This is a genomic window from Acinetobacter sp. NIPH 1852 (assembly GCF_022549455.1).
Taxonomy (GTDB): Bacteria; Pseudomonadota; Gammaproteobacteria; order Pseudomonadales; family Moraxellaceae; genus Acinetobacter.
Genome location: NZ_JAKZGG010000002.1, coordinates 179,100 through 199,444, shown reverse-complemented (window position 1 = coordinate 199,444; position 20,345 = coordinate 179,100). Strand labels below are relative to the sequence as shown.

Annotated in this window: 18 protein-coding genes and 1 pseudogene; 9 read left to right on the top strand and 10 right to left on the bottom strand. The window is 37.5% G+C overall.

Features of this window, described 5'->3' with window-relative positions; translation table 11 throughout:
* Positions 1 to 162 precede the first annotated feature (162 nt).
* Positions 163 to 1,044, bottom strand: coding sequence for a LysR family transcriptional regulator (locus tag MMO38_RS02635; RefSeq protein ID WP_241322433.1), 882 nt, complete (start codon positions 1,042 to 1,044; stop codon positions 163 to 165).
* A 177-nt stretch (positions 1,045 to 1,221) separates the two neighbouring features.
* Positions 1,222 to 1,653, bottom strand: a complete 432-nt coding sequence (locus MMO38_RS02630; protein ID WP_004671119.1) for an SRPBCC family protein — start codon at positions 1,651 to 1,653, stop codon at positions 1,222 to 1,224.
* Between the two features lie 231 nt (positions 1,654 to 1,884).
* Here MMO38_RS02630 and MMO38_RS02625 point away from each other — a divergent pair, with 231 nt between their 5' ends.
* The gene (locus MMO38_RS02625) at positions 1,885 to 4,056 is read left to right on the top strand and encodes a TonB-dependent siderophore receptor (protein WP_241322432.1); all 2,172 of its coding nucleotides are present in this window, start codon (positions 1,885 to 1,887) and stop codon (positions 4,054 to 4,056) included.
* A gap of 78 nt (positions 4,057 to 4,134) precedes the next feature.
* Here MMO38_RS02625 and MMO38_RS02620 read toward each other — a convergent pair whose 3' ends face one another.
* The gene (locus MMO38_RS02620) at positions 4,135 to 5,061 is read right to left on the bottom strand and encodes an AraC family transcriptional regulator (RefSeq protein ID WP_241313780.1); all 927 of its coding nucleotides are present in this window, start codon (positions 5,059 to 5,061) and stop codon (positions 4,135 to 4,137) included.
* Positions 5,062 to 5,250: 189 nt separating this feature from the next.
* Here MMO38_RS02620 and MMO38_RS02615 point away from each other — a divergent pair, with 189 nt between their 5' ends.
* The 3 genes from MMO38_RS02615 (at position 5,251) to MMO38_RS02605 (ending at position 9,603) form a co-directional block, all read left to right on the top strand.
* Complete coding sequence (locus MMO38_RS02615; RefSeq protein ID WP_241322431.1) at positions 5,251 to 5,985, top strand: SDR family oxidoreductase; 735 nt, start codon at positions 5,251 to 5,253, stop codon at positions 5,983 to 5,985.
* A gap of 88 nt (positions 5,986 to 6,073) precedes the next feature.
* Positions 6,074 to 7,468: an aldehyde dehydrogenase family protein gene (locus MMO38_RS02610; RefSeq protein ID WP_241322430.1), complete on the top strand. Its 1,395-nt coding sequence runs from the start codon at positions 6,074 to 6,076 to the stop codon at positions 7,466 to 7,468.
* Positions 7,469 to 7,809: 341 nt separating this feature from the next.
* The gene (locus tag MMO38_RS02605; protein ID WP_241322429.1) at positions 7,810 to 9,603 is read left to right on the top strand and encodes a monovalent cation:proton antiporter-2 (CPA2) family protein; all 1,794 of its coding nucleotides are present in this window, start codon (positions 7,810 to 7,812) and stop codon (positions 9,601 to 9,603) included.
* 118 nt (positions 9,604 to 9,721) lie between these two features.
* Here the strand turns inward: MMO38_RS02605 and MMO38_RS02600 are convergent, their stop codons facing one another.
* From MMO38_RS02600 to MMO38_RS02590, 3 genes are all read right to left on the bottom strand, one after another.
* A complete protein-coding gene (locus MMO38_RS02600; RefSeq protein ID WP_241322428.1) occupies positions 9,722 to 10,420 on the bottom strand; it encodes a DUF1826 domain-containing protein in 699 nt (232 codons plus the stop codon).
* 259 nt (positions 10,421 to 10,679) lie between these two features.
* A complete protein-coding gene (locus tag MMO38_RS02595; protein WP_241322427.1) occupies positions 10,680 to 12,074 on the bottom strand; it encodes a heavy metal sensor histidine kinase in 1,395 nt (464 codons plus the stop codon).
* Positions 12,071 to 12,742, bottom strand: a complete 672-nt coding sequence (locus tag MMO38_RS02590; RefSeq protein ID WP_241322426.1) for a heavy metal response regulator transcription factor — start codon at positions 12,740 to 12,742, stop codon at positions 12,071 to 12,073. Before MMO38_RS02590 ends, MMO38_RS02595 begins: the two co-directional genes overlap by 4 nt.
* A gap of 105 nt (positions 12,743 to 12,847) precedes the next feature.
* Between MMO38_RS02590 and MMO38_RS02585 the strand changes: the two genes are divergently transcribed.
* Both MMO38_RS02585 and uraH read left to right on the top strand, forming a co-directional pair.
* Positions 12,848 to 13,330: a heme-binding protein gene (locus MMO38_RS02585; RefSeq protein ID WP_241322425.1), complete on the top strand. Its 483-nt coding sequence runs from the start codon at positions 12,848 to 12,850 to the stop codon at positions 13,328 to 13,330.
* Positions 13,331 to 13,340: 10 nt separating this feature from the next.
* Positions 13,341 to 13,742: a hydroxyisourate hydrolase gene (uraH, locus tag MMO38_RS02580; RefSeq protein ID WP_241322424.1), complete on the top strand. Its 402-nt coding sequence runs from the start codon at positions 13,341 to 13,343 to the stop codon at positions 13,740 to 13,742.
* Between the two features lie 451 nt (positions 13,743 to 14,193).
* Here the strand turns inward: uraH and MMO38_RS02575 are convergent, their stop codons facing one another.
* A complete protein-coding gene (locus MMO38_RS02575) occupies positions 14,194 to 14,430 on the bottom strand; it encodes a VF530 family protein (protein ID WP_003651786.1) in 237 nt (78 codons plus the stop codon).
* 100 nt (positions 14,431 to 14,530) lie between these two features.
* Between MMO38_RS02575 and MMO38_RS02570 the strand changes: the two are divergent.
* Positions 14,531 to 14,644 (top strand): annotated as a pseudogene (locus MMO38_RS02570) (DUF4145 domain-containing protein); the annotation flags it as partial.
* A 281-nt stretch (positions 14,645 to 14,925) separates the two neighbouring features.
* On the opposite strand, the gene MMO38_RS02565 reads toward MMO38_RS02570, so the two are convergent.
* Positions 14,926 to 15,948, bottom strand: a complete 1,023-nt coding sequence (locus tag MMO38_RS02565) for a response regulator transcription factor (protein WP_241322423.1) — start codon at positions 15,946 to 15,948, stop codon at positions 14,926 to 14,928.
* A 128-nt stretch (positions 15,949 to 16,076) separates the two neighbouring features.
* Between MMO38_RS02565 and MMO38_RS02560 the strand changes: the two genes are divergently transcribed.
* Positions 16,077 to 16,778, top strand: a complete 702-nt coding sequence (locus MMO38_RS02560) for an NAD(P)H-dependent oxidoreductase (protein ID WP_241322422.1) — start codon at positions 16,077 to 16,079, stop codon at positions 16,776 to 16,778.
* A gap of 66 nt (positions 16,779 to 16,844) precedes the next feature.
* Here MMO38_RS02560 and MMO38_RS02555 read toward each other — a convergent pair whose 3' ends face one another.
* Entirely contained in the window at positions 16,845 to 17,594 is a 750-nt protein-coding gene (locus tag MMO38_RS02555) for an iron-containing redox enzyme family protein (RefSeq protein ID WP_241322421.1), read from the bottom strand.
* 344 nt (positions 17,595 to 17,938) lie between these two features.
* On the opposite strand from MMO38_RS02555, the gene MMO38_RS02550 reads away from it, so the two are divergent.
* Positions 17,939 to 19,168: a GGDEF domain-containing protein gene (locus MMO38_RS02550; protein WP_241322420.1), complete on the top strand. Its 1,230-nt coding sequence runs from the start codon at positions 17,939 to 17,941 to the stop codon at positions 19,166 to 19,168.
* A 76-nt stretch (positions 19,169 to 19,244) separates the two neighbouring features.
* Here the strand turns inward: MMO38_RS02550 and aroC are convergent, their stop codons facing one another.
* The gene (gene aroC, locus MMO38_RS02545; RefSeq protein ID WP_005196982.1) at positions 19,245 to 20,336 is read right to left on the bottom strand and encodes a chorismate synthase; all 1,092 of its coding nucleotides are present in this window, start codon (positions 20,334 to 20,336) and stop codon (positions 19,245 to 19,247) included.
* Positions 20,337 to 20,345: the final 9 nt, after the last annotated feature.

Here is a 20,345-nt window from a genome sequence, read left to right as displayed (position 1 = left end):
TTTTCTTAAGGATTAATGAGAAAAATTAATAAATAACAATTTAGATAAAATAGAAAACCGTCATGAAAACTGCACTAAACATAGCAATCGTTTGTTTTATATTAATAAAATTATATTTATCAAAAATATCATTAGAAATAGAGTTGCTGAGTTATTAATAATTTAAAATTTATGATTGACTAGAGTTTCAATAAATTGCTCTGAAATATTGGATATTTCAAAATTCTTTTTATAGATGATTCCCACTGTTTTATGGATGGTGTCAGCTTGTAACTCAAGCAAAACATTTTGTTCTAAATCGATATGTTTGGCAAAATGACGCGGAATCGCACTCACACCTATGCCGAGAGCAACAAAGCTTGAAAGAGAAGAAATTTGATGACATTCGATTTTTAGATCCAATGTCATATTGTTGCGCAAGCAATTCTGTTCAATCAAATGACGGACGATTGATGGCTTTTGTAGGGTAATAAAAGGATTAGAAAAAAGTTGTTGCCAAGTGATAGAGGCAGAACCAGCTAAGGCATGATTTTTAGGCAATAAAGCGAGGAAATCTTCCTCAAATAAAGGTTTAAATTCTAGACCTTCAGTCAGATCAGGTTCAAAACATATTCCTAACTCAAAAATACCATCTTGCACTTTTTCAATAATAGTTTCATTCGGAATATCATGGATGGAAAAGTTGAGGTTTGGATGAAGCGATAAGAACGCATGAATCACCTCGGGCAAGATTGCATGGGTGACAAATGGCATTGAAGCAATGCTTAATGTGCCGCGGTTCAATTTAAAGCGCTGTTTGACATCATTTTCCATCTCATCCCAATTTGCGAGTAATTTTTTTGCATAGGGGATCAGTGATTTTCCTTCCTGAGACAATTCAACACGGCGTGTATTTCGATTAAACAACTTACCGCCTAATTCTTCTTCTAGACTTTTAATGGAAAGACTCAGGGCAGATTGACTCAGGTGTAACTCAAGAGAAGCATTGGCATAATTTAAGGTACGAGCAAGTGCCAAAAAGGCTTTTAATTGCTTAAGTGTCATGTCTTTCCTTGAATTAAACCCATCCAAGGCAATAATGTATCGTAAAAATGAGCTGAATGTTATTTTAGGAATTGTTTTTTCAAAGAATGGTGGATAAATAGACTCAATAAAAACTCCCACCATCAGAAAATAGGGGAGTTTGATTCAAAAATTAGAAAAATTCTGTTTTCTCTAAAATTAAACTTTTAATTTCTTAAGCCCACGGCTCACACCATTTTGTAGTGCAACTTTAATGATTGCGCCAATAAACGGAACTCGACCTTTAAACATAATCGTATAATCCAAACGACTACGGTTATTGCCAAGATCAGTAAACTTCATCACACCGCGATGATCTTTGATCGGTGCAATGCCACTGGTAATGGCATATTCAATCCGTTCATTTTCGATGTAGACCAAATTTGTTTCGACAAATGATGGTGTCAATGGAATAGATAACTTACGTGCTGAACCCACGCCATTACGCGCATCCTTGCCATCACTGAGACGAGTCACTTTTGCTGGTGCGAAAATTTTATTTAGATTTTCGTGCTCACTGAGGGTCGCGAAAACCTTTTCGACAGGTGCATTGAATTCTTGGGTTATCTTGACTTGTTGCATTTTTAGCATCTCAATTCCTTCTTTTAATTTGACATGATGTATTGTCATTTTTGAAATAGTAGCATGCTTTGAAAGACTCAGGAATTTTCCTTTGTCGGAAATCTGAATAAAGTTTGATGAAGATAATTCAACAAATCTGAGATATGTAAGGGAATATGCTTGTTCAATCCAACAAAATTGTGAATACTCATCCCATAAAATTCAGGCTGTAAGATTATCTTTTGGGGTTAGGCAACGACTGTGAAAACATATCCATTTTCTCGTTTACAAAAAGCAATACTGGCAGTTGGCTCATTTTCATGTCTAGGGCTTAGCTCAACAGTCGTACATGCAGAAAATGAAAATAATACACCACGTCTCCCGACCATTACCGTGGCTGCACAAGTAGAACAACCCATATACCACCAGCCAAAAGTGAATTTATCGGGTTTTACTCAGCAAAATCTTATAGAAATTCCTGCATCCATCAACACAGTCACAGCAGAACGCATTGCAGATCAGCATGCAAAAACACTCACCGATGTCGTAAAAAATGATGCGGCAGTCGGTGATGGTTATGCACCAATTGGCTACTATCCAAACTTTGTCATGCGTGGCTTTTCTTTAAATCTCGGTTCGAGTTATTTACTGAATGGTAACCTCCTACGAGGTGAACAAAATGTAGCGCTTGAAAATAAAGAACAAGTCGAAATCCTAAAAGGCATAAGCGCAATTCAAAGTGGTATGTCAACACCTGGCGGCGTAGTCAACTATGTGACTAAACGTCCGAAAGAGATTCGTTCCATTACAGTTGAAGCAGACAGTCATGGCGGTCATCGTGTCGCGACTGACTTGGGTGGTTTCATCAGTGAAGACCAGCAATTTGGCTATCGAGTTAATCTGGCTACAGAAGAAATCCATCCTTATGTTGAACATACCGATGGTAAGCGTTTATTTGGTTCGCTGGCTTTAGACTGGAACATTTCAGATCATTCAAAACTAGAATTTGATATCGAATCACAGCGCCAACGTCAACGTTCTGTTGCTGGTTATCAGTTACTTGATGGAAAAACCGTACCTACTGGCGTTGAATGGGATCGCTTGCTTGGCTATCAAAGCTGGAGTAAACCTGTCACCAATGAAAGCCTCAATGCCAGCTTAAAGTATAGTCAACAAATCAATGATCATTGGACTGCAAACCTGTCTGCATCACAAAGTCGTGTCGTGGTCGATGATTATTCGGCATTTCCATGGGGTTGCTACAGTGATATATGTCAGACTACAGGCTTAGGCAATAGTTTTGACCAAAATGGCAATTATGATATTTATGATTTCCGCAGCCCTGATGACAGCTACCTAACCAATCAATTTAAAGCAGGATTAAACGGTAAATTTAATACGGGATCTTGGCAACATAAGCTGAATGTTGAATTGTCACAGACCTACAAACGCCGTGCCCAATATGATGCAATGAATGAGCTGGTGGGCACAGGTAACATCTACAGCAATACAGTAAACTATGAGCCTACAAATGTAGCTCTAGGTAATCGATATAAATCTTTAGATAGTCAGCAAACCGCACTCAACTTGCTCGATCAGATTGATTTTAATAATACTTGGTCAGTTTTAGTGGGTGGAAAACTGCTGCATTTAGATGAAAAAGCTTATGATGCTGAAGCTAATACTATCCGTGATACGGACTTAAACCGATTCTTGCCTCAGTTCGCGCTGATGTTTCAGCCTTGGGAAAATACCCATCTCTATGCGTCTTATGCCAAAGGCTTGAGCGATGGTGGACAAGCACCGTGGTTTGCCAATAATGCCTACGCAACTTTAGCACCTATAAAATCCACCCAGTATGAATTGGGGATTAAACAACAAGTGCAGAATTTGCTGTTCACTGCTGCATTATTTGATTTGAAACAAGATAATCAATATACCGATATTTCAAATGATTTTGTCGCCAATGGTCAACAACACAACCTTGGCTTGGAATTAGGCGTACAAGGGCGGCTAGGGCAGAGCCTAGACATGATATCGACTTTAGCGCTTACTCGTTCACGCTTGAAGGATATAAATGTCTCAGATTATCAAGGGCATCAAACTCAAAATGTACCGAAAGTACGTTTCGCCAGTTATTTGTCTTATCAAGTGCCACAAGTAGATGGATTACGCTTGTTAACAGGCATGCAATACAGCAGTAGTAAATACGCCAATAAATCAGGTACAGCGAAAGTATCTGGTTATACAGTATTTAATGTCGGCACTGCCTATAACTTCCGTGCTTATGGGTATGACAATACTTTGAGATTTAATGTTGATAATGTATTCAATAAAAAATACTGGCGAGATGCAGGTAGCTTCTTTGGGGATGATTATTTATTCCTTGGTGCGCCACGTACCGCGCAGTTGTCTTGGAATGTGAGTTTTTGATTTGATTCAGGTATTGCTACACCCTGAATAATTCAGTTAACTTTAATCTCAACATAAATATATATAATTAAAGGTTTTTTAGCCATCGGGGTTGGATGTGGAAAGAGATAAAACTGTTTTTAAGTTTCTTACTTCTTCTATTGGACTACGACCAAATAGACGTTTAAATTCTCTGCTAAATTGAGAAGCACTTTCATATCCAACTTTTCTTGCAGCGCTTTCAGCACTTACGCCTTGTCTGACCATCATTAATCTTGATTTATGTAATCGTATAGCCTTGATATATTGAATTGGGGAGGTAGAAGTGACTGTTTTAAAATACATATGAAAAGCAGGAATACTAAGGTTAGTCTGTATTGCTAAAGTGCTAACATCTATTTTCTTATCATAATTTGAATGAATGTACTGTAACGCGTTAGCAATCTTACCAAAACTACTATTCCTTAATAAAACTTCTCTAAGTCCATTTCCTTGTTCATTGCTAAGAACTCTATAAAGAATTTCTCTATATATAGAAGGTCCTAAAACTTTAGCATCAATAGGAGAGGTTAGTGACTTTATCAAACGAAATACTGCATTTTCAAAATTTTCATCTACAGGACTAGAATATAACGCACTAGGAGGAGAGCTAGATGGCACAGAGTCTACAGGAAGATTTGTTATAAGTTCGGTCAATATCAAGGGATCAATGTGGAGTATAATACCTAGCAAAGGGTTATCAGCCGTTGCTTCTGCCTCAACATTAAAAGGCAAAGGAATAGAGACCACAAGATAATTATTAGCATCATAAATATATTGTTTATCATTATAAAAACCGCATTTACGTCCTTGTAAAATAATTACAATACTAGGCTCATAGAAGGTCGACATGCATGTCAATGCACTATTCGAACGAATAAATGTGACATTTTTAAGCAATGACTCTGTAAACCCTTCCGAAGAAGCTAACTGATTTATTAAAGACAACATTCGCTGCTGTGAATTAAGGGTGAAGTTAGTGCTCATTCTTGAATTCCACATCCAGTTTTAAATAATTAAAAATACGAGTAATTTTTTCTTTAAGCAAGTTATTGATTACTTTTAGGCAAGCATTGAATACGAATAGGTCTTAAAGCTTCGACCCTTTGTATATAGGATAATTTTAGGTTTTTAATGCATTTAAGTTCATCTTTACGGTTTTAGAGGTTTCAATACATGTCAAAAACAATCCAATCAAAAATTATTATTGTTACAGGTGCAAGTAGTGGTATTGGTGAAGCCACTGTTAGAGTTCTTGCTCGTCAAGGGCATACCTTACTGATTGGTGCTCGTCGTACCGATAAACTAAAAGTACTGGCTGATGAACTCGGTTCTGAAGGGTGTAAAGTCGAATATCGTCCTTTAGATGTCACCCAAAAAGATGATGTTCAGGCGTTTGCTGATTTTGCGATACATCAATTTGGTCGAATTGACGTCATTATCAATAACGCAGGTATTATGCCACTGTCACCAATGGCATCTCTTAAAGTAGATGAATGGGATGCCATGATAGATGTAAATATTCGCGGTGTACTTTATGGCGTAGCAGCCGTACTTCCTATTATGCAAAAGCAAGGAAATGGTCAAATTATTAATATTTCTTCTATAGGTGGCTTATATGTCATTCCTACAGGAGCCGTATATTGTGCGACAAAATATGCTGTACGTGCCATTTCTGATGGATTGCGTCAAGAACATAAAGAGCTTCGCGTAACGTGTGTTTATCCAGGAGTGGTTGAGTCGGAACTTGCGAAAACCATTACAGATTCTGCCGCAGCTGAAGCTATGGAAGGTTATCGTAATATTGCTCTTAAGCCAGAAGCGATTGCCAATGCTATCGCACACGTTATTAATCAACCCGAAGATGTTGATACGAGTGAAATAGTTGTACGACCAACAGCAGCATTATAATTTTTTGTAAAAACGTGGTTATTTTTTCCACGTTTTTACTTATAAAAGCTAAAAAATTATTTAAGAACTAACATTATGAGGCATAAAGATGAATCAAGAACAGATTAAGAGTTTATTAGATAGCCAAAGATCGTATTTTCTTTCAGGCGAAACATTGGATCTAGATTTTAGATTAGAGCAATTAGAAAAACTAAAAACAAGTTTTATAAAATACCAACCGAAAATCATTGAAGCCGCTAAAAAAGATATGGGCAGAAATGAAATGGAAACGTATTTAATTGAGTTGAATTGGGTTTTAGATGAACTCAATAACATGATAAACAATCTAAGGGATTGGGCGAAAGAAAAGCACGTAAAATCGCCTGAAATTTTTAAGGCAAATGAAAGTATCCTAAAACCCGAACCTTTAGGAACAGCATTTATTTTGAGTGCTTGGAATTTTCCGACATGGCAAATTTTTGGTCCTTTGCTTGGAGCAATAGCCGCTGGAAATACAGCAGTGGTAAAACCTTCTTCTACTTCTGCTGCTTGTGGAGAAGTAATTAATGAAATTGTAGAAACTACATTTTCGCCAAATTACATCAAATGTATTTTGGGAGATGTGGAAATGATTAATCGTTTCTTAGAAGAACGATTTGACCTTATATTTTTTACAGGTAGCCCAAGAGTAGGTAAAGTTATTCAATTAGCAGCCGCTAAACATTTAACACCAACAATTTTAGAATTAGGTGGGAAAAGTCCTGCTATCGTAGATGAAACAGCTGATATAGAACATGCTGCCAAGAGTATAGTTAGGGCGAAATTATTCAACACAGGTCAAATTTGTGTTTCAGTTGATCATGTATATGTACATTCGAGCATCAAAGAGAAGTTTATAGAACTCTGCAAAAAATACATCGTGGAGTTTTATGGCGAAGATGCTTCTCAAAGTGAAGATTATGGTTTTATTATCGACCAAAGAAACTTTGAAAGATTGGTAAGATCACTAAACAATAATGGGACGATGGTTTTTGGTGGACAGACAGACGCAGCGAAACGTTATATTTCCCCAACTATTTTAGATGATGTCACAGAACATTCTGAGATTATGCAAGAAGAAATTTTTGGGCCTATTATGCCTGTGCTTGCCTTTGATTCAATTAAAGAACTGGTCGCTCTTCAAAAGACTAAAGAGAAACCTTTGGCGTTATATTTTTTTAGTAAAGACAAAAAAAGCCAAGATTTAGTGCTTGCACATACCAGTTCAGGTGGCGTTACTATTAACGATTGTATGCAACACGCAGCATCGAGATATTTACCATTTGGTGGTGTAGGCAATAGTGGCATGGGTAATTATGTTGGTGAAGCAACATTCAAAGCCTTTACGCATTTCAAACCAATCATGATAGTCCACACCAGTGAGTCGATGGATGATTCATTGAGTTATCCACCTTATGCTGGCAAAGTGGAAAAGCTAAAGAGCATTATGGAAAGTGCAGATTAATTGATGTGATTCTAGGCGCACAAACACTGACGATGGCGCTTTATGTAGCATTTGAGACTTTAATTATTGGTCAAAATACGATGTTGCAGGGCACTGTTGTTTGGTATGTGCGCCACATCCATACAATGCGACAGTTACTCAACTGATTCTTAAGTTTATCGCATAAGTCTAAATTTAATAATTAACAGCTCTCGATGGAAGATTCCATACATAAAGCTGCTTAATGAAACCGTCCAATTTTCGTGGGTCAGATCAGATTTATTTTTCTAAAATTAGGTATTTAATAATAGATTTCAGAAAAGTATTTGACCTTTTTACGAATTATTTTTGAGAACCATAATATGTCCGCAGAGGCCCACTCCGTTGGCTTGCTAAGCCCCGTCATTCTATTGGCAGCAGCCGTGATTGCTGTACCTATTTTTAAACGTATTGGGCTTGGCTCTGTACTGGGTTACCTTACCGCTGGGCTCATAATTGGTCCTTTTGGACTTGCCTTCTTTTCAGACTCAGCTTCAATATTACATATCGCCGAACTCGGTATCGTTATGTATCTATTTTTGATTGGTTTAGAAATGAAACCATCACATTTATGGAGTTTAAGGCGAGAAATCTTCGGATTAGGTGCATTCCAAATAACCTTATCTTCTTTAGCATTGACTGGCGTTGGTTTGGCTTTTGGTTTTAGCTGGCAAATTGCATTCATTGCCGCGACAGGTTTTGTATTAACATCGACAGCGATTGTGATGCAACTATTGGGTGATCGGGGAGATATCAATCAACCACGAGGACAAAAAATAGTCGCCATATTATTGTTCGAAGATTTACTGATTGTTCCTCTTTTAGCCATTGTTGCATTCATGTCGCCAGATCCAGTAGTAGAAAGTGTTAGCTCTCGTTGGCAAGGAATTGGTATAGGAATTATAGCAATTGCCGGGCTAATTGCTGCAGGCTATTGGCTTCTTAATCCTTTATTTAGGTTGTTGGCTGCCGCCAAAGCTCGTGAGGTAATGACTGCCGCAGCCTTGCTCGTTGTGTTAGGTTCAGCATTGTTGATGCAGGTAAGTGGTCTATCTATGGCTATGGGGGCTTTTTTAGCAGGTGTATTGTTATCAGAATCTACTTTCAGACATCAAATCGAAGCGGACATTGAGCCTTTTCGCGGGATTCTACTTGGGTTGTTTTTCCTTGGCGTCGGAATGGCGCTTAATTTGTCGGTAGTTGCAAACAATTGGCAATTAATTCTCAGTGCTGTTGTAGCAATGATGACCGCCAAAGCACTTATGATTTATGTGGTTGCTCGTATTACAAAAACATCTCACCCTGATGCGCTTGATCGTGCCTTACTGATGGCTCAAGGAGGAGAGTTTGCTTTTGTTCTTTTTGCTGCGGCAACAAGTGCTCATGTGATTGATGAAACAATTAAATCAACCCTGACGGCCATTGTTGTTTTATCTATGGTATTGACTCCTGTGATTGGAATCATTTTCAAAAAAATCTATAAACCAAGTCATCAAGAAAACTTAGATGGTATTGATGAAGCCAACGGTCTTAATGGTAGTGTACTAATCATTGGTTTTGGTCGCTTTGGACAGGTAATGAGTCAATCGTTATTGGCAAATGGTTTAGATGTCACCATTATTGATAGTGATATTAAAATGATTAAGAATGCAGAAAAAATTGGTTTTAAAGTCTATTATGGCGATGGAGCAAGATTAGATATTTTACATGCATCAGGTGCTGGTAATGCTCAAGTTATTGCTGTTTGTATAGACGACAAAAATTCCGCAAATCAGATCGTAACGCTTATCAAACATGAGTTTCCTTTTGCTAAGGTACTTGTGCGAGCCTACGATAGAGAGCATTCCTTACAATTAGTTAAAGCTGATGTAGACTTTCAGATTAGAGAGACCTTTGAATCTGCTTTGCTTTTTGGTGAGGCGACACTAAAAGCAGCTGGAGTAAGTCAAAATGAAGCTTCCAATATTACTCAGGAAATAAGGGAACGCGAGAAAATACGTTTTGATATGGAGGTTTCAGCAGATGACTTATATGCGAGTTTAGGTGTTCGATATAATAATACAACATCTAAAACAACAAAGTCTTTGATTGAGCCCAAGCGAGATAGCGATATTTAAAGAAACGAGTTGCGCTGAAACTAGTAGGGACTTTTACTTGTATGATTATGTAATCAACTTGTAAAAGTCCAATACAGCCGTTTAGTTCGGAATGCCAATCTATATATCGAATAAATACTTAACAAATCAATAGCAGTCTATATTCATCATCCATTTCAACAGGAGCGCGATGAACACAAGGCAAGACCTGTTGTGTTGGATGATCTACCGCCAGCCGCCAAAGATGTCCTAAACCTAAGTTCACAGGTTTTGTGTTAGGTTTAGGCTGATAATGCAGATCAAAGAAATACTCTTCTAGAAAATTTTCAAATTCAGCTTCTGGACCGTCATGTAATTTTTTAAGTTTTTCCCTGATTTCTGGAATTAAAATCTTTTGTTCAACTTGATCATGGGGCAGGATATCACTTGCAGAACCATGATAGGTGCACAAAAAAGTATCTGTTGGGATAGGTGATCGGTCAACATGAAACGAATATACATCTGTTGAAATAAAATCTAGTTCTTCATCCCGTTCGTAATTTTTAATTAAATTAAGCGAAGGCGATGCTCCAAAAACAGTCAATAGCTGTATATCTTTTAAGATAATTTGTCTTGCTAAATTGCCATTTTCCGAAAGTTTCAATGCTAAAACATCTTCAACTAAAACTTCCGTAACATTCTCTTTTAACTCAAGTTTAGACACAATTTCTTCAAAATCACCGACCAAATTTCTATACCAGCAAATAGCATTCATATCGCCTTGAAAACTGGAATTTACCAATTCAGAAAAAGTGGAAACCACGCCAATTTGAGTGTTGTCAGAAAATGTATTCTTCATAAGAGAATTATGATATTGAACAGGGTCTAATAATAACACTTAGCTTTATAAAAACATTGCATTTCAATTAAAGTAGGTTGGTAACTCTGCTATTAAGAAACATGATTGTAATGAAGCCATGGTTATAAAAATTACTGTAAATAACGAGGGGCATGGATATGACAAAGCTATGGAAACACTGGTTTTTAGGTGGGCGGTGAATATGTAGGGAGATAGTATTTAGTAGTTATTTTAATTATCTTAAATAGTTTGGTGAAAACTAGCTTTCAGAAAAATCAGGAAAAATAAGTTCAAAGCAAATTCCATCTGGTGTGTTGTAGGCCAAATATTCACCTTGATGAAGGGCCATAATTGAGGCAACGATGGATAAACCAAGACCTCCAGTTTGACTGCTTTGATGGCGACTTGATGTGCATTGATAAAAGCGCTCAAATAGAGAATCAAGATGCTCATCTGCAATGCTCGTATCACTTGTGATCACATATAAACTAGTTGCGGGACTTGAGCTATCTTGCTGTTTTTTTCGACTGCCAATATAAATCTGACGTTGCAAACCACCATGTGTCAGTGCATTCGAAATTAAATTATAAAGCGTTCGTTGTAATAACTCTGGATCAGCCAATATTTGGGTTTGTTCTAATTGCACAATAAACTGGCAAGCTTGTTCTTCGGCTTGATGCTCAAAGATGTCACAAATCGTCTCAATCAAGTTAGGTAGATCCACCCATTGTTTATTTAACATCACCATCTGACGATCTGCACGTGCAAGAAACAGCATGCTATCAATCATACGTTTTAGACGTTGGTAATCTTCTAAATTTGAATACAGCAGTTCTTTATATTGCTCATCTGTACGCTCACCCATCAGCATGATTTCCGTTTGTCCAATCAGGTTGTTGAGTGGAGTACGAAATTCATGCGCAATGTCTTCTGAGAATCGATTGAGTTGCTGGTATCCGATTTCAATTCGGTTCAGCATGGTATTGATGTCTGCTGTCAGTTGTTCAATTTCTGATGGAGCTTGATCAAGCTGAATTCTTTGCTGCAATTGATGGACATTGATTGCCTGAGTTTGTTGTTGTAGTTTTCTTAAAGTGCTTAATCCAAAACGGCTAACCAGAGCAGACAACATAAAGATCATTACAATCCCTATGCTCACTGAAACCAATAAGCCATTACGGAATGGCTCAAGAATATTGAGACGTTCAGACCATTGCTTTCCAGCGATTAACACATACGGCTTTTGATGGATGCTGATCGTTTTCCATGACAAGCGTGTTGGGTGTTCGGTCTGAGTCCAATCAGTAAATTGGATGCTGCTTGAGGTTGCCAATCGAGGAAGGGGAATATTCAAAGGATTAATATCAATCAGGCGTTGTTTGTGATCCATTAAAATAAACAAGTTATCTTGGTTGCCTAACATATTTTGATAGAGCTTAGGGCGAGCAACAATTTGATTGATATTTTCACTATCTTGTAGAAGTATTTCGAGTCGTTCAATTCGATCTGTCAGAGCACGGTCTTGTTGGATAATTAAAATTTGATTAATCCCAACATAACTAATCATTGCCACTACGCATAAAACTAGAGCACTACAAAAAGTCACCAGTAGGGTGAGTCTCAATTCTAATGAGCGAAAGATATGATTCATCATGTTTGAACCGATAGCTTATAACCTAAGCCCCGAACCGTATGAATTAACTTTAAATCATGTCCATCATCAATTTTGCTGCGTAAGCGACGTACAGCAACATCAATAAAGTTAGTATCTGTATCAAAGTTAATATTCCAAACTTCTGAGGCAATTTGGCGGCGCGTAATAATTTCATCTTGGTGCAGAAGCATAAATCGAAGTAGGTTAAATTCCTTTTTGCTGAGGTCGATTAATGAATCTTCTCGCCATACTTTGTGTTGTGTTAAATCCATCTTTAATGAAGCAATTGAGAGTTCATTTTCTTGATTATATTGTTGGCGTCTTAAAAGACTTTTGATACGAGCAAGCAGTTCGATATAGGAAAATGGTTTTGCTAAATAATCATCTGCACCCAGCTCTAAACCTTTGACACGATCTAAAATCTGATCTTTTGCAGTTAAAAAGATCACGGGAACCTTTGAAAATTGGCGAAGTATTTTCAACACATCCCAACCATCAAGATCAGGCAACATTACATCTAAAATCACCAAAGAATATGATTTCATTTTTAATCTTTCCAAACCTTCTAGTCCTGAATGGACGCATTCCGCAGCATAGCCTGACTCAATTAAGCCTTTTACTAAATAAGACGCGATCTTCGTTTCATCTTCGATAATCAGAATACACATTTTGTTCAGACTCTTTGTGAACATGACAATTTTGTAATGTGATTGTCATGCTGTGGAGGAATGGATTTGTTTAAGATTTTCAAATCATATCAGGCAGGAATCAATATGAATAAGCTTAAAATTCTTGGTTTAACATTACTGTTTAGTAGCACTGTTGCACACTCTGTGGAGTTGAAGCAAGTTTATTCGTTGGATCTTCAAACCGCCAAAGTATTAGCCAGTGAAGCTGAGCGTGTATGCAAAAATATCAAGCAAAATATTGCAGTCGCAGTCGTTGATCAAGGTGGTAATACACTTTATGCACAACGCCATGAGTCCGTCGGTCCACACAATTTAGATGCTGCAGAGCAAAAAGCATTTACTGCATTATCAACAAAAACAGCAACCTTAGCTTTGAGTCAAACAGCAAATAGCAATTCTGATGCAAAAAATTTAACCACTGTGTCTAAGCTGCTGTTATTGGGTGGTGGATTACCTATTCGATACCAAAATCAAGTGGTCGGAGCAATTGGCGTTGCTGGTGCAGGCGGCGCTAAAAACGATGATTACTGTGCTACATCAGCCATTCAAATATTGAAAAATCTTTAAGGAGTTTATGATGTTAAAGAAAATCTTACCTTGTTCACTTATCTTGCTCGGCTCAGCGGCATTTGCTGAACAGAATCCATTGAGTGTCCATGTTCTTAATTTAGAAAATGGTTTACCTTCAGCAAATGTTGAAGTTGTTCTTGAGAAAAGCTTTGGTGATCAGTGGATTAAGCTGAATCAGAAACTTACGGGTGAAAATGGGCGGATTACTGCGCTATATCCTGAGAATAAAGCGTTGGAAAAAGGGATTTACAAAGTGACCTTTAAAACTGAGGCTTGGTTCAATCAACAAAAGCAACAGACCTTTTTTCCAGAAGTTCCTGTGATCTTTAAAGTGGATGGAACGATTAAACATTATCATATTCCGTTGTTACTCAGCCCTTATGGTTATTCAACCTATCGTGGAAACTAAAAAATAAAACTGTTGAACAGATATTTATTCTTATGTCGTACAGTAAATTAACTAGCAGTGAATGTCTCATTCAACGCTTGCTGTACGGCGTTTTATTTGTTTAATTTTTTGTAGTAGAAATAGTAGTATAATTTAACTTTAAATTATTTTTTTCATATTAAACAATATGATTATTGTTTTAATTTGACTATTACAACTTTCACTGAACTAAAAATTAAACACTAAAAAAGGTTGTTTAATATAAAATATAAAGAACTGCTGCATCATAAGTTTTAAAATTTAAGAGGGTGCATGTGCTCCCTCTAATGCTATTTTTCCTACTAAAAAGATCTTAAGAATAGACTAAATTTTTCTAGGAGAGTGGTGGCAGTCCACCACTAATTAAAAGGTGTCTACAAAATCAGTAGCTATTCAATAAGTGTAGTTTATGCTGAGGCTAGGATTCTGATAGCTACGATTTCTGTTTAGCTTTTTGGCGTAAGACATACAAATATAAGCTTTCTACTTTTTCACGTGCCCATGGTGTTGTACGTAAGAATCGTAATGATGACTTAACACTTGGATCTATGCAAAAACATCTAATTTCAATTTTACGACTTAAGCCTTCAAAGCCACCGTAGTAATCCAATAATTCGTCTAAAATGTCAGCAAGTTTTTTGCCGTGTAGAGGGTCATTGGAGGCGTTCATAATAGATCAACCATATTTTTGGAGACCATAATTATAACCTGAGCTAGTTGAAAAATGAGAGGGTTGGAATTTAAACGTAATTAACATAGAAAATTACAGCTTAAATATAGATATTAAAAGAAAAAGATTAACTCAATTAAATGATGATTTAGCAAAGGCTAGTGTCTATAACAAACTCCAGCAAAAACAAATTACAGCCTTAGCAGATATAAGAAAACAACGCAGCCATCATCTTAAAAGTTTGATAGGGTTGCATTTCATTAGAACAAGCCACAGAGACTTGCGTAGGCTCGACTAATACGCAAGTCGAGTAGCGGTCTGAAGTCTTGGATATTCTATTTAACATAATATACATTATACGCACTGAACCATTATTAATCAATACTAAGTTATTGTTGTAATAATTATTCCGTTATTCATGTTGGTTAACCACCCACGTAATTTAGGTATAAACCCAATGCGATCATTGCTTACGACTCACATCGATTAAAATATTTAATAGAAATTACCCTTAGCAACTTCTCGATAAAACTTAGGTGTGACGTTTGTCCATTTTTTAAAAGCACGGGAAAAATGAGAAATATCTGCATAGCCTAGACGCTCAGAAACCTGTTCAATTGATAACTGGTGTTGTCTCAATAAATGCTCAGCATGCTTTCTACGTACTTCGGCAGCAAGAATTTGGAATGCCGTCTGTTCATTCGTTAATTGTCGTTGTAGTGTCCTTTCTGAAATATGAAGTTTCTCTGCGACCTGTTTTAAAGATAAAAAGCCCTCAAACTCATCATAAAGTAGCTCCTTTACTACTGATGTCACGTTATTTTTACTTCTTCTTTTTAAAGTTAAGTTCTGAACGTCTTGTTTACATTGCTGTTTAGTTAACCGAGCCACCAGTGTATCTGCCGTTTTCAGAGCTAAACCGAGCACATCCTTTTTTAGGATTAGACAGTCATTTTTATGACCAAAACTCACATTTAATTCATTAAACTTTCTAAGCACTTTATAAAAAACAGGTTTATCTTGCTGAAATCTAAAAATAATTTCTAGTTTATGTTGAGCTAAATTTTCTAATATTTGTGCAAATCCAAAAACTAAAAACGTAATACCATGCGTATTAAGCCTAAACTGTTGTAAAGGCTGATTAAAATATAGATACGCCATTTCTTCATCGATTTTAAGCCTAGGCTTAAACACCGAACAATGTAAGCCAATAAATTGCTCTAAAACCTCTATTGCATCCCCCAGAGTTTCTGATGCTGTTGCTGCAATTCCAACATGTCCATAACAAGAAACTTTCATCTCTTTTGCAAGATATAAACTTATTGCTGGCTCTTTTGTAAGTAGCGCTGCTTTTTCCAATAAGTAATTAAAAACATTGAAATCCACATACCAAAATGGAGCATTTAATTTTTGCGAGGAAATACCTGTCCCAGCCAAAAGCCGTTCCGAAGAAATATCCCACTTTTTAACGACATCTACCAATAGATTGACATATGTGCCAGGTAATTCAGGGTTCATCACTCATCCTTTTAGATGCTACATTTGGCGTGAAATGGTAAATATTGGCGGTTTTAGAACTATGCCATTTTTTAGCTTTTAGGCATAGTAGATCTATCTAAAAATTTACATATTAAGGTTATTGATCAATGAATGTTTTGCTTGTTCATGCACATCCTGAGAAACTTTCTTTTACTGCGGCGCTAAAGAATACGGCCCAACAAACTTTTGAGCAATTAGGTTATACCGTTGAGGTTTCAGATTTATATGAAATGAATTTCAATCCAATTGCATCAAAAGATGATTTTGAGCAGCTTAATCAACCAGAATATTTCAATTATGCACTTGAGCAACGTCATGCACTGAAGCAACAACAATTTTCTAAAGATATTGAACTCGAAATTGAAAAAGTAAAACGTGCGGATCTGATTTTATTTAGCTTTCCATTGTACTGGACATCGGTTCCCGCCGTTTTAAAAGGTTGGATAGATCGTGTTTTTGTTTCTGGTCTTTTTTATGGAGGCAAGCGCTTCTACAATCATGGTGGCATGACTGGGAAAAAAGCGATGCTTTGTTTGACTCTGGGCGGACGCAGCAACATGTTTGGTGAAAACACAGTGCATGGCCCTATTGAACATTATTTATCATCTATCCAACGCGGCACACTCGCCTACGTTGGTTTTGAAGTTTTGCCGCCATTTATGGCTTATCATGTCCCATATATCAGCAATGAAGATAGACAAAATATTTTAATGAATTTTGAAGACTATATTAAAAACTTAGATGATTTAGAGGCGCTAGAATTTCCACAATTAGAAAATTTTGATGAAAAAATGAATCCGCTTACTTAAAAAATGAGAATAGAGACTGCGACTAAGTCCCCAAGCAAAGTCACAGTCTCTATATTTGTTAAATTCTTATTTGTTCGCCTGTTGGAGTTTATAACATTCGTCTAGTGCAAGCTCATAATAAGCCAAACCTTCTTGAGCAGCTAAGAACGCTTTTCGTTGCATGTCAGGATCTTTATCACAAAGTCTCTTTATCAGTTCCATTGCTTCATAAGGATGTAGGTCATCATAGTGAGCATGTGCTCTTAACCAAGCCAGCGATCGTTTATTGATATTGACCTCTGGGTTTTGGGTGTAACTTTGCACCCCTTTATAAACTTGTATGCTCCAATCCCCTGTCGCCCATTCTATTGCAAGATTCGTCGCGGCTATACTTTCAGCTAAACTACCTCGAAAGTTGACATCCCATAAAAAATGATTGACGGCATTCATCGCAGCGGGTGGTCTGACCGTATTTAGCATTTCAACTGTCAGCCCAAAACCACCTGCCCAATCCTGATACCAACTCAGATGGCGCTCTTCAACTTTAATATTTTGAATCAGCCAATCACGAGTCTCTGTGACCCCGTTCTGCGAGAACGATGTGGCTTTGGCCAAGGTTCCAGCCATGTATGAGGGAAAATGAGCAACTAAAGGATAAAAGTTCAATAATGCCGAACGAAAACATTCAAGGCTTAATGAACCACTAGCCATATCTAAAAATAATGGGTGTTTGCTAACTCGTTCTTTTGCAGGTAAAAGTTCATCCCAGAACTTTTGTGACCAGCCAGAATGAGCGCTGATTTCCAGTTTTGTTCCATATTGACTCATAGCAGTCATTGCGATGCATCCTATTTCGTATGACTTGACTCAATCACATTCCATGATTGCTGCTTTTTTATAAATTGTATCCTAATATCCTAAATATACAATCACCATTCTTCGATTTGTAGTTGTTTTGTTTACCGATCATCTTTTTTATTGAAATCATTCTATTAGATTGCTTGAAAAACTCTAAAAACCCGGAATTAGTGTAAGTTTTAAGCATAAAAAAGCCATTGTGACAAAAAATTGAGTTTTTTTGATTATCTAATACACATTTTATTTAATTCAGTGTAACGTAGTAAAAAAGAATACCTATATCTGACTTATATAAAAAATCTTTGGGAGTGGTGAGAGATAAAATGAAGTTGAAAGCTTCCAATATCTTGGGACAAGAACAAATCGACTTGTTAATATCTCGCGGGCTAAATTTAGTTTGGTTTCCTAAAGAATTAGAAGCGATCTATCGAGATCAGTATAGAAATGAGGCTGCACACGAGTTTCGTTACCGTGGTCCCATCATTCTAGGTCTGTACCTTTTTCTTAGTTTCGGTATTTATCAAGTATTACCACCTGACATGCGACTTGAATGGATTGCCTACTATGGGTGGGTGGGTATTATTATCCTATTCGCATGGTTACTTTCCTTTCTTCCAGTTATGAATCGGTGGTTCGATCATTATGTCTGTATAGGTTCAACAGGTGCTGTTGCCATTACATTCACTTTGATCAACGTATTGGAACAAGGCCAACACAACGTATTATTTCATGCTGCAATGATGTATGCAGTGGTCATTATCTATGGTTTTGTGGGGATGCGTTTCTACACAGCGATCATTGCGGGTTGGTGTGGCGGTCTTGTGGGTGTTGCTGCCAGTACATGGTTAAATGGTTCAATAGATTGGACTTTTCTAAATAGGACATATACGTTTAGCAGTTTCTTAGGTATGGCCCTCGCCTATGCCACTGATCGCCAACATCGAGAGAATTATTTACAAAATTGTATGATCGAATTAAATCGATTAGAGCTGATGCGTCAAGCACAACAGCTATCTATTCTATCGCAACAGGATGCTCTAACGGGTTTAGCAAATCGTCGCTATTTAGATGAAGTGCTTGAAAATGAATGGAAACGCGCAATGCGCCATGAAATGCCCATCACCATCATGATGATTGATATTGATTTCTTCAAACCATACAACGATACCTTGGGGCATATACAAGGCGATCAATGTTTAAGACGTATTGCGATATCACTAGGTTCGCTCACCTCAAGAAGTGGTGATCTAGCCGCACGCTATGGCGGAGAAGAGTTTTTACTCCTGTTCTCAATGACTGACCAAGAACAGGCATTGATACAAGTCAAGAGACTGATGGAGGTGGTACGTAATATAAATATTAACCATCCTAAAAGTCCTGTTTCTAAGTACGTTACCATTAGTGTCGGTGTGACAACCATGACACCTAATATAAATGATAGCCTGTCAGGGTTTATTGCTCAGGCGGATCATGCTTTATATACTGCAAAGAGTAATGGTCGAAATCAGTATCATATTTCGACTTCAGAAAATGTGATTTCTGAGGCGCTATAACGTATTGTTTAAGCATCACCCAAAACGATAAAAGCCACGCACATAACAAATATGTGCGTGGCTTCGAATTTATGAATTAAGCTTCAATTGGTTTAAATGGTGGTACTACATCCGCATTTTGTGCGCGGTGACGTAAAAAATGATCCATTAAAACAATAGCTAACATTGCTTCTGCGATTGGTGTTGCTCGCACGCCAACACAAGGATCATGACGACCTTTGGTTAACACATCTGTGTTTTCACGCTCAATATTAATGGTTTTACCCGGTGTGGTAATACTTGCTGTCGGTTTTAGTGCAATGGCGACACGGATGGTTTGACCACTCGAAATCCCACCCAAAATCCCACCTGCATGATTTGCAAGAAAACCATCTGTGGTCAATTCATCACGCGTTTCATGGCCAAACTGTTCTGCAACGGCAAAGCCATCTCCAATTTCCACACCTTTTACTGCATTAATACTCATCATTGCGTGAGCAATATCAGCATCCAAACGGTCAAATACAGGTTCGCCCCAACCCACAGGTACTTTTTCTGCCAAGATCTCTAACTTTGCACCACAGCTTGTGCCTTGCTCACGCAAAGAAGTGACCAGTTGCTCAAAGCGTGGAACCGCATCGACATCACCACAGAAAAATGGATTATTCGGAACTTCAGCCCAATCTAGTTTCTCTGCAACTTCATTACCGATTTGAGTCACATGTCCGCGAATATTGATACCAAACTTTTCAGCTAAATACTTTTTTGCAATCCCGCCCGCTGCAACACGCATTGCAGTTTCACGTGCGCTTGAACGACCACCACCACGATAGTCACGGAAGCCATATTTTTGTGTATAGGTATAATCAGCATGACCTGGACGGAAAGTTTGCGCGATATTGCCATAATCTTTAGATTTTTGATCTGTATTACGGATCAATAATCCAATCGGTGTGCCCGTAGTTTTACCTTCGAAGACACCTGAAATAATTTCAACTTGATCAGGTTCTTTACGTTGCGTGGCGAACTTAGATGTTCCCGGTTTACGGCGATCTAAATCTTTTTGCAAATCTTCTTCACAAAGTTCAAGACCTGGCGGCACACCATCGACAATTGCCATTAAGCCAACACCATGTGATTCACCACATGTTGTCACTCGAAAGAGTTGCCCAATACTATTCCCTGCCATGCTTTTGCC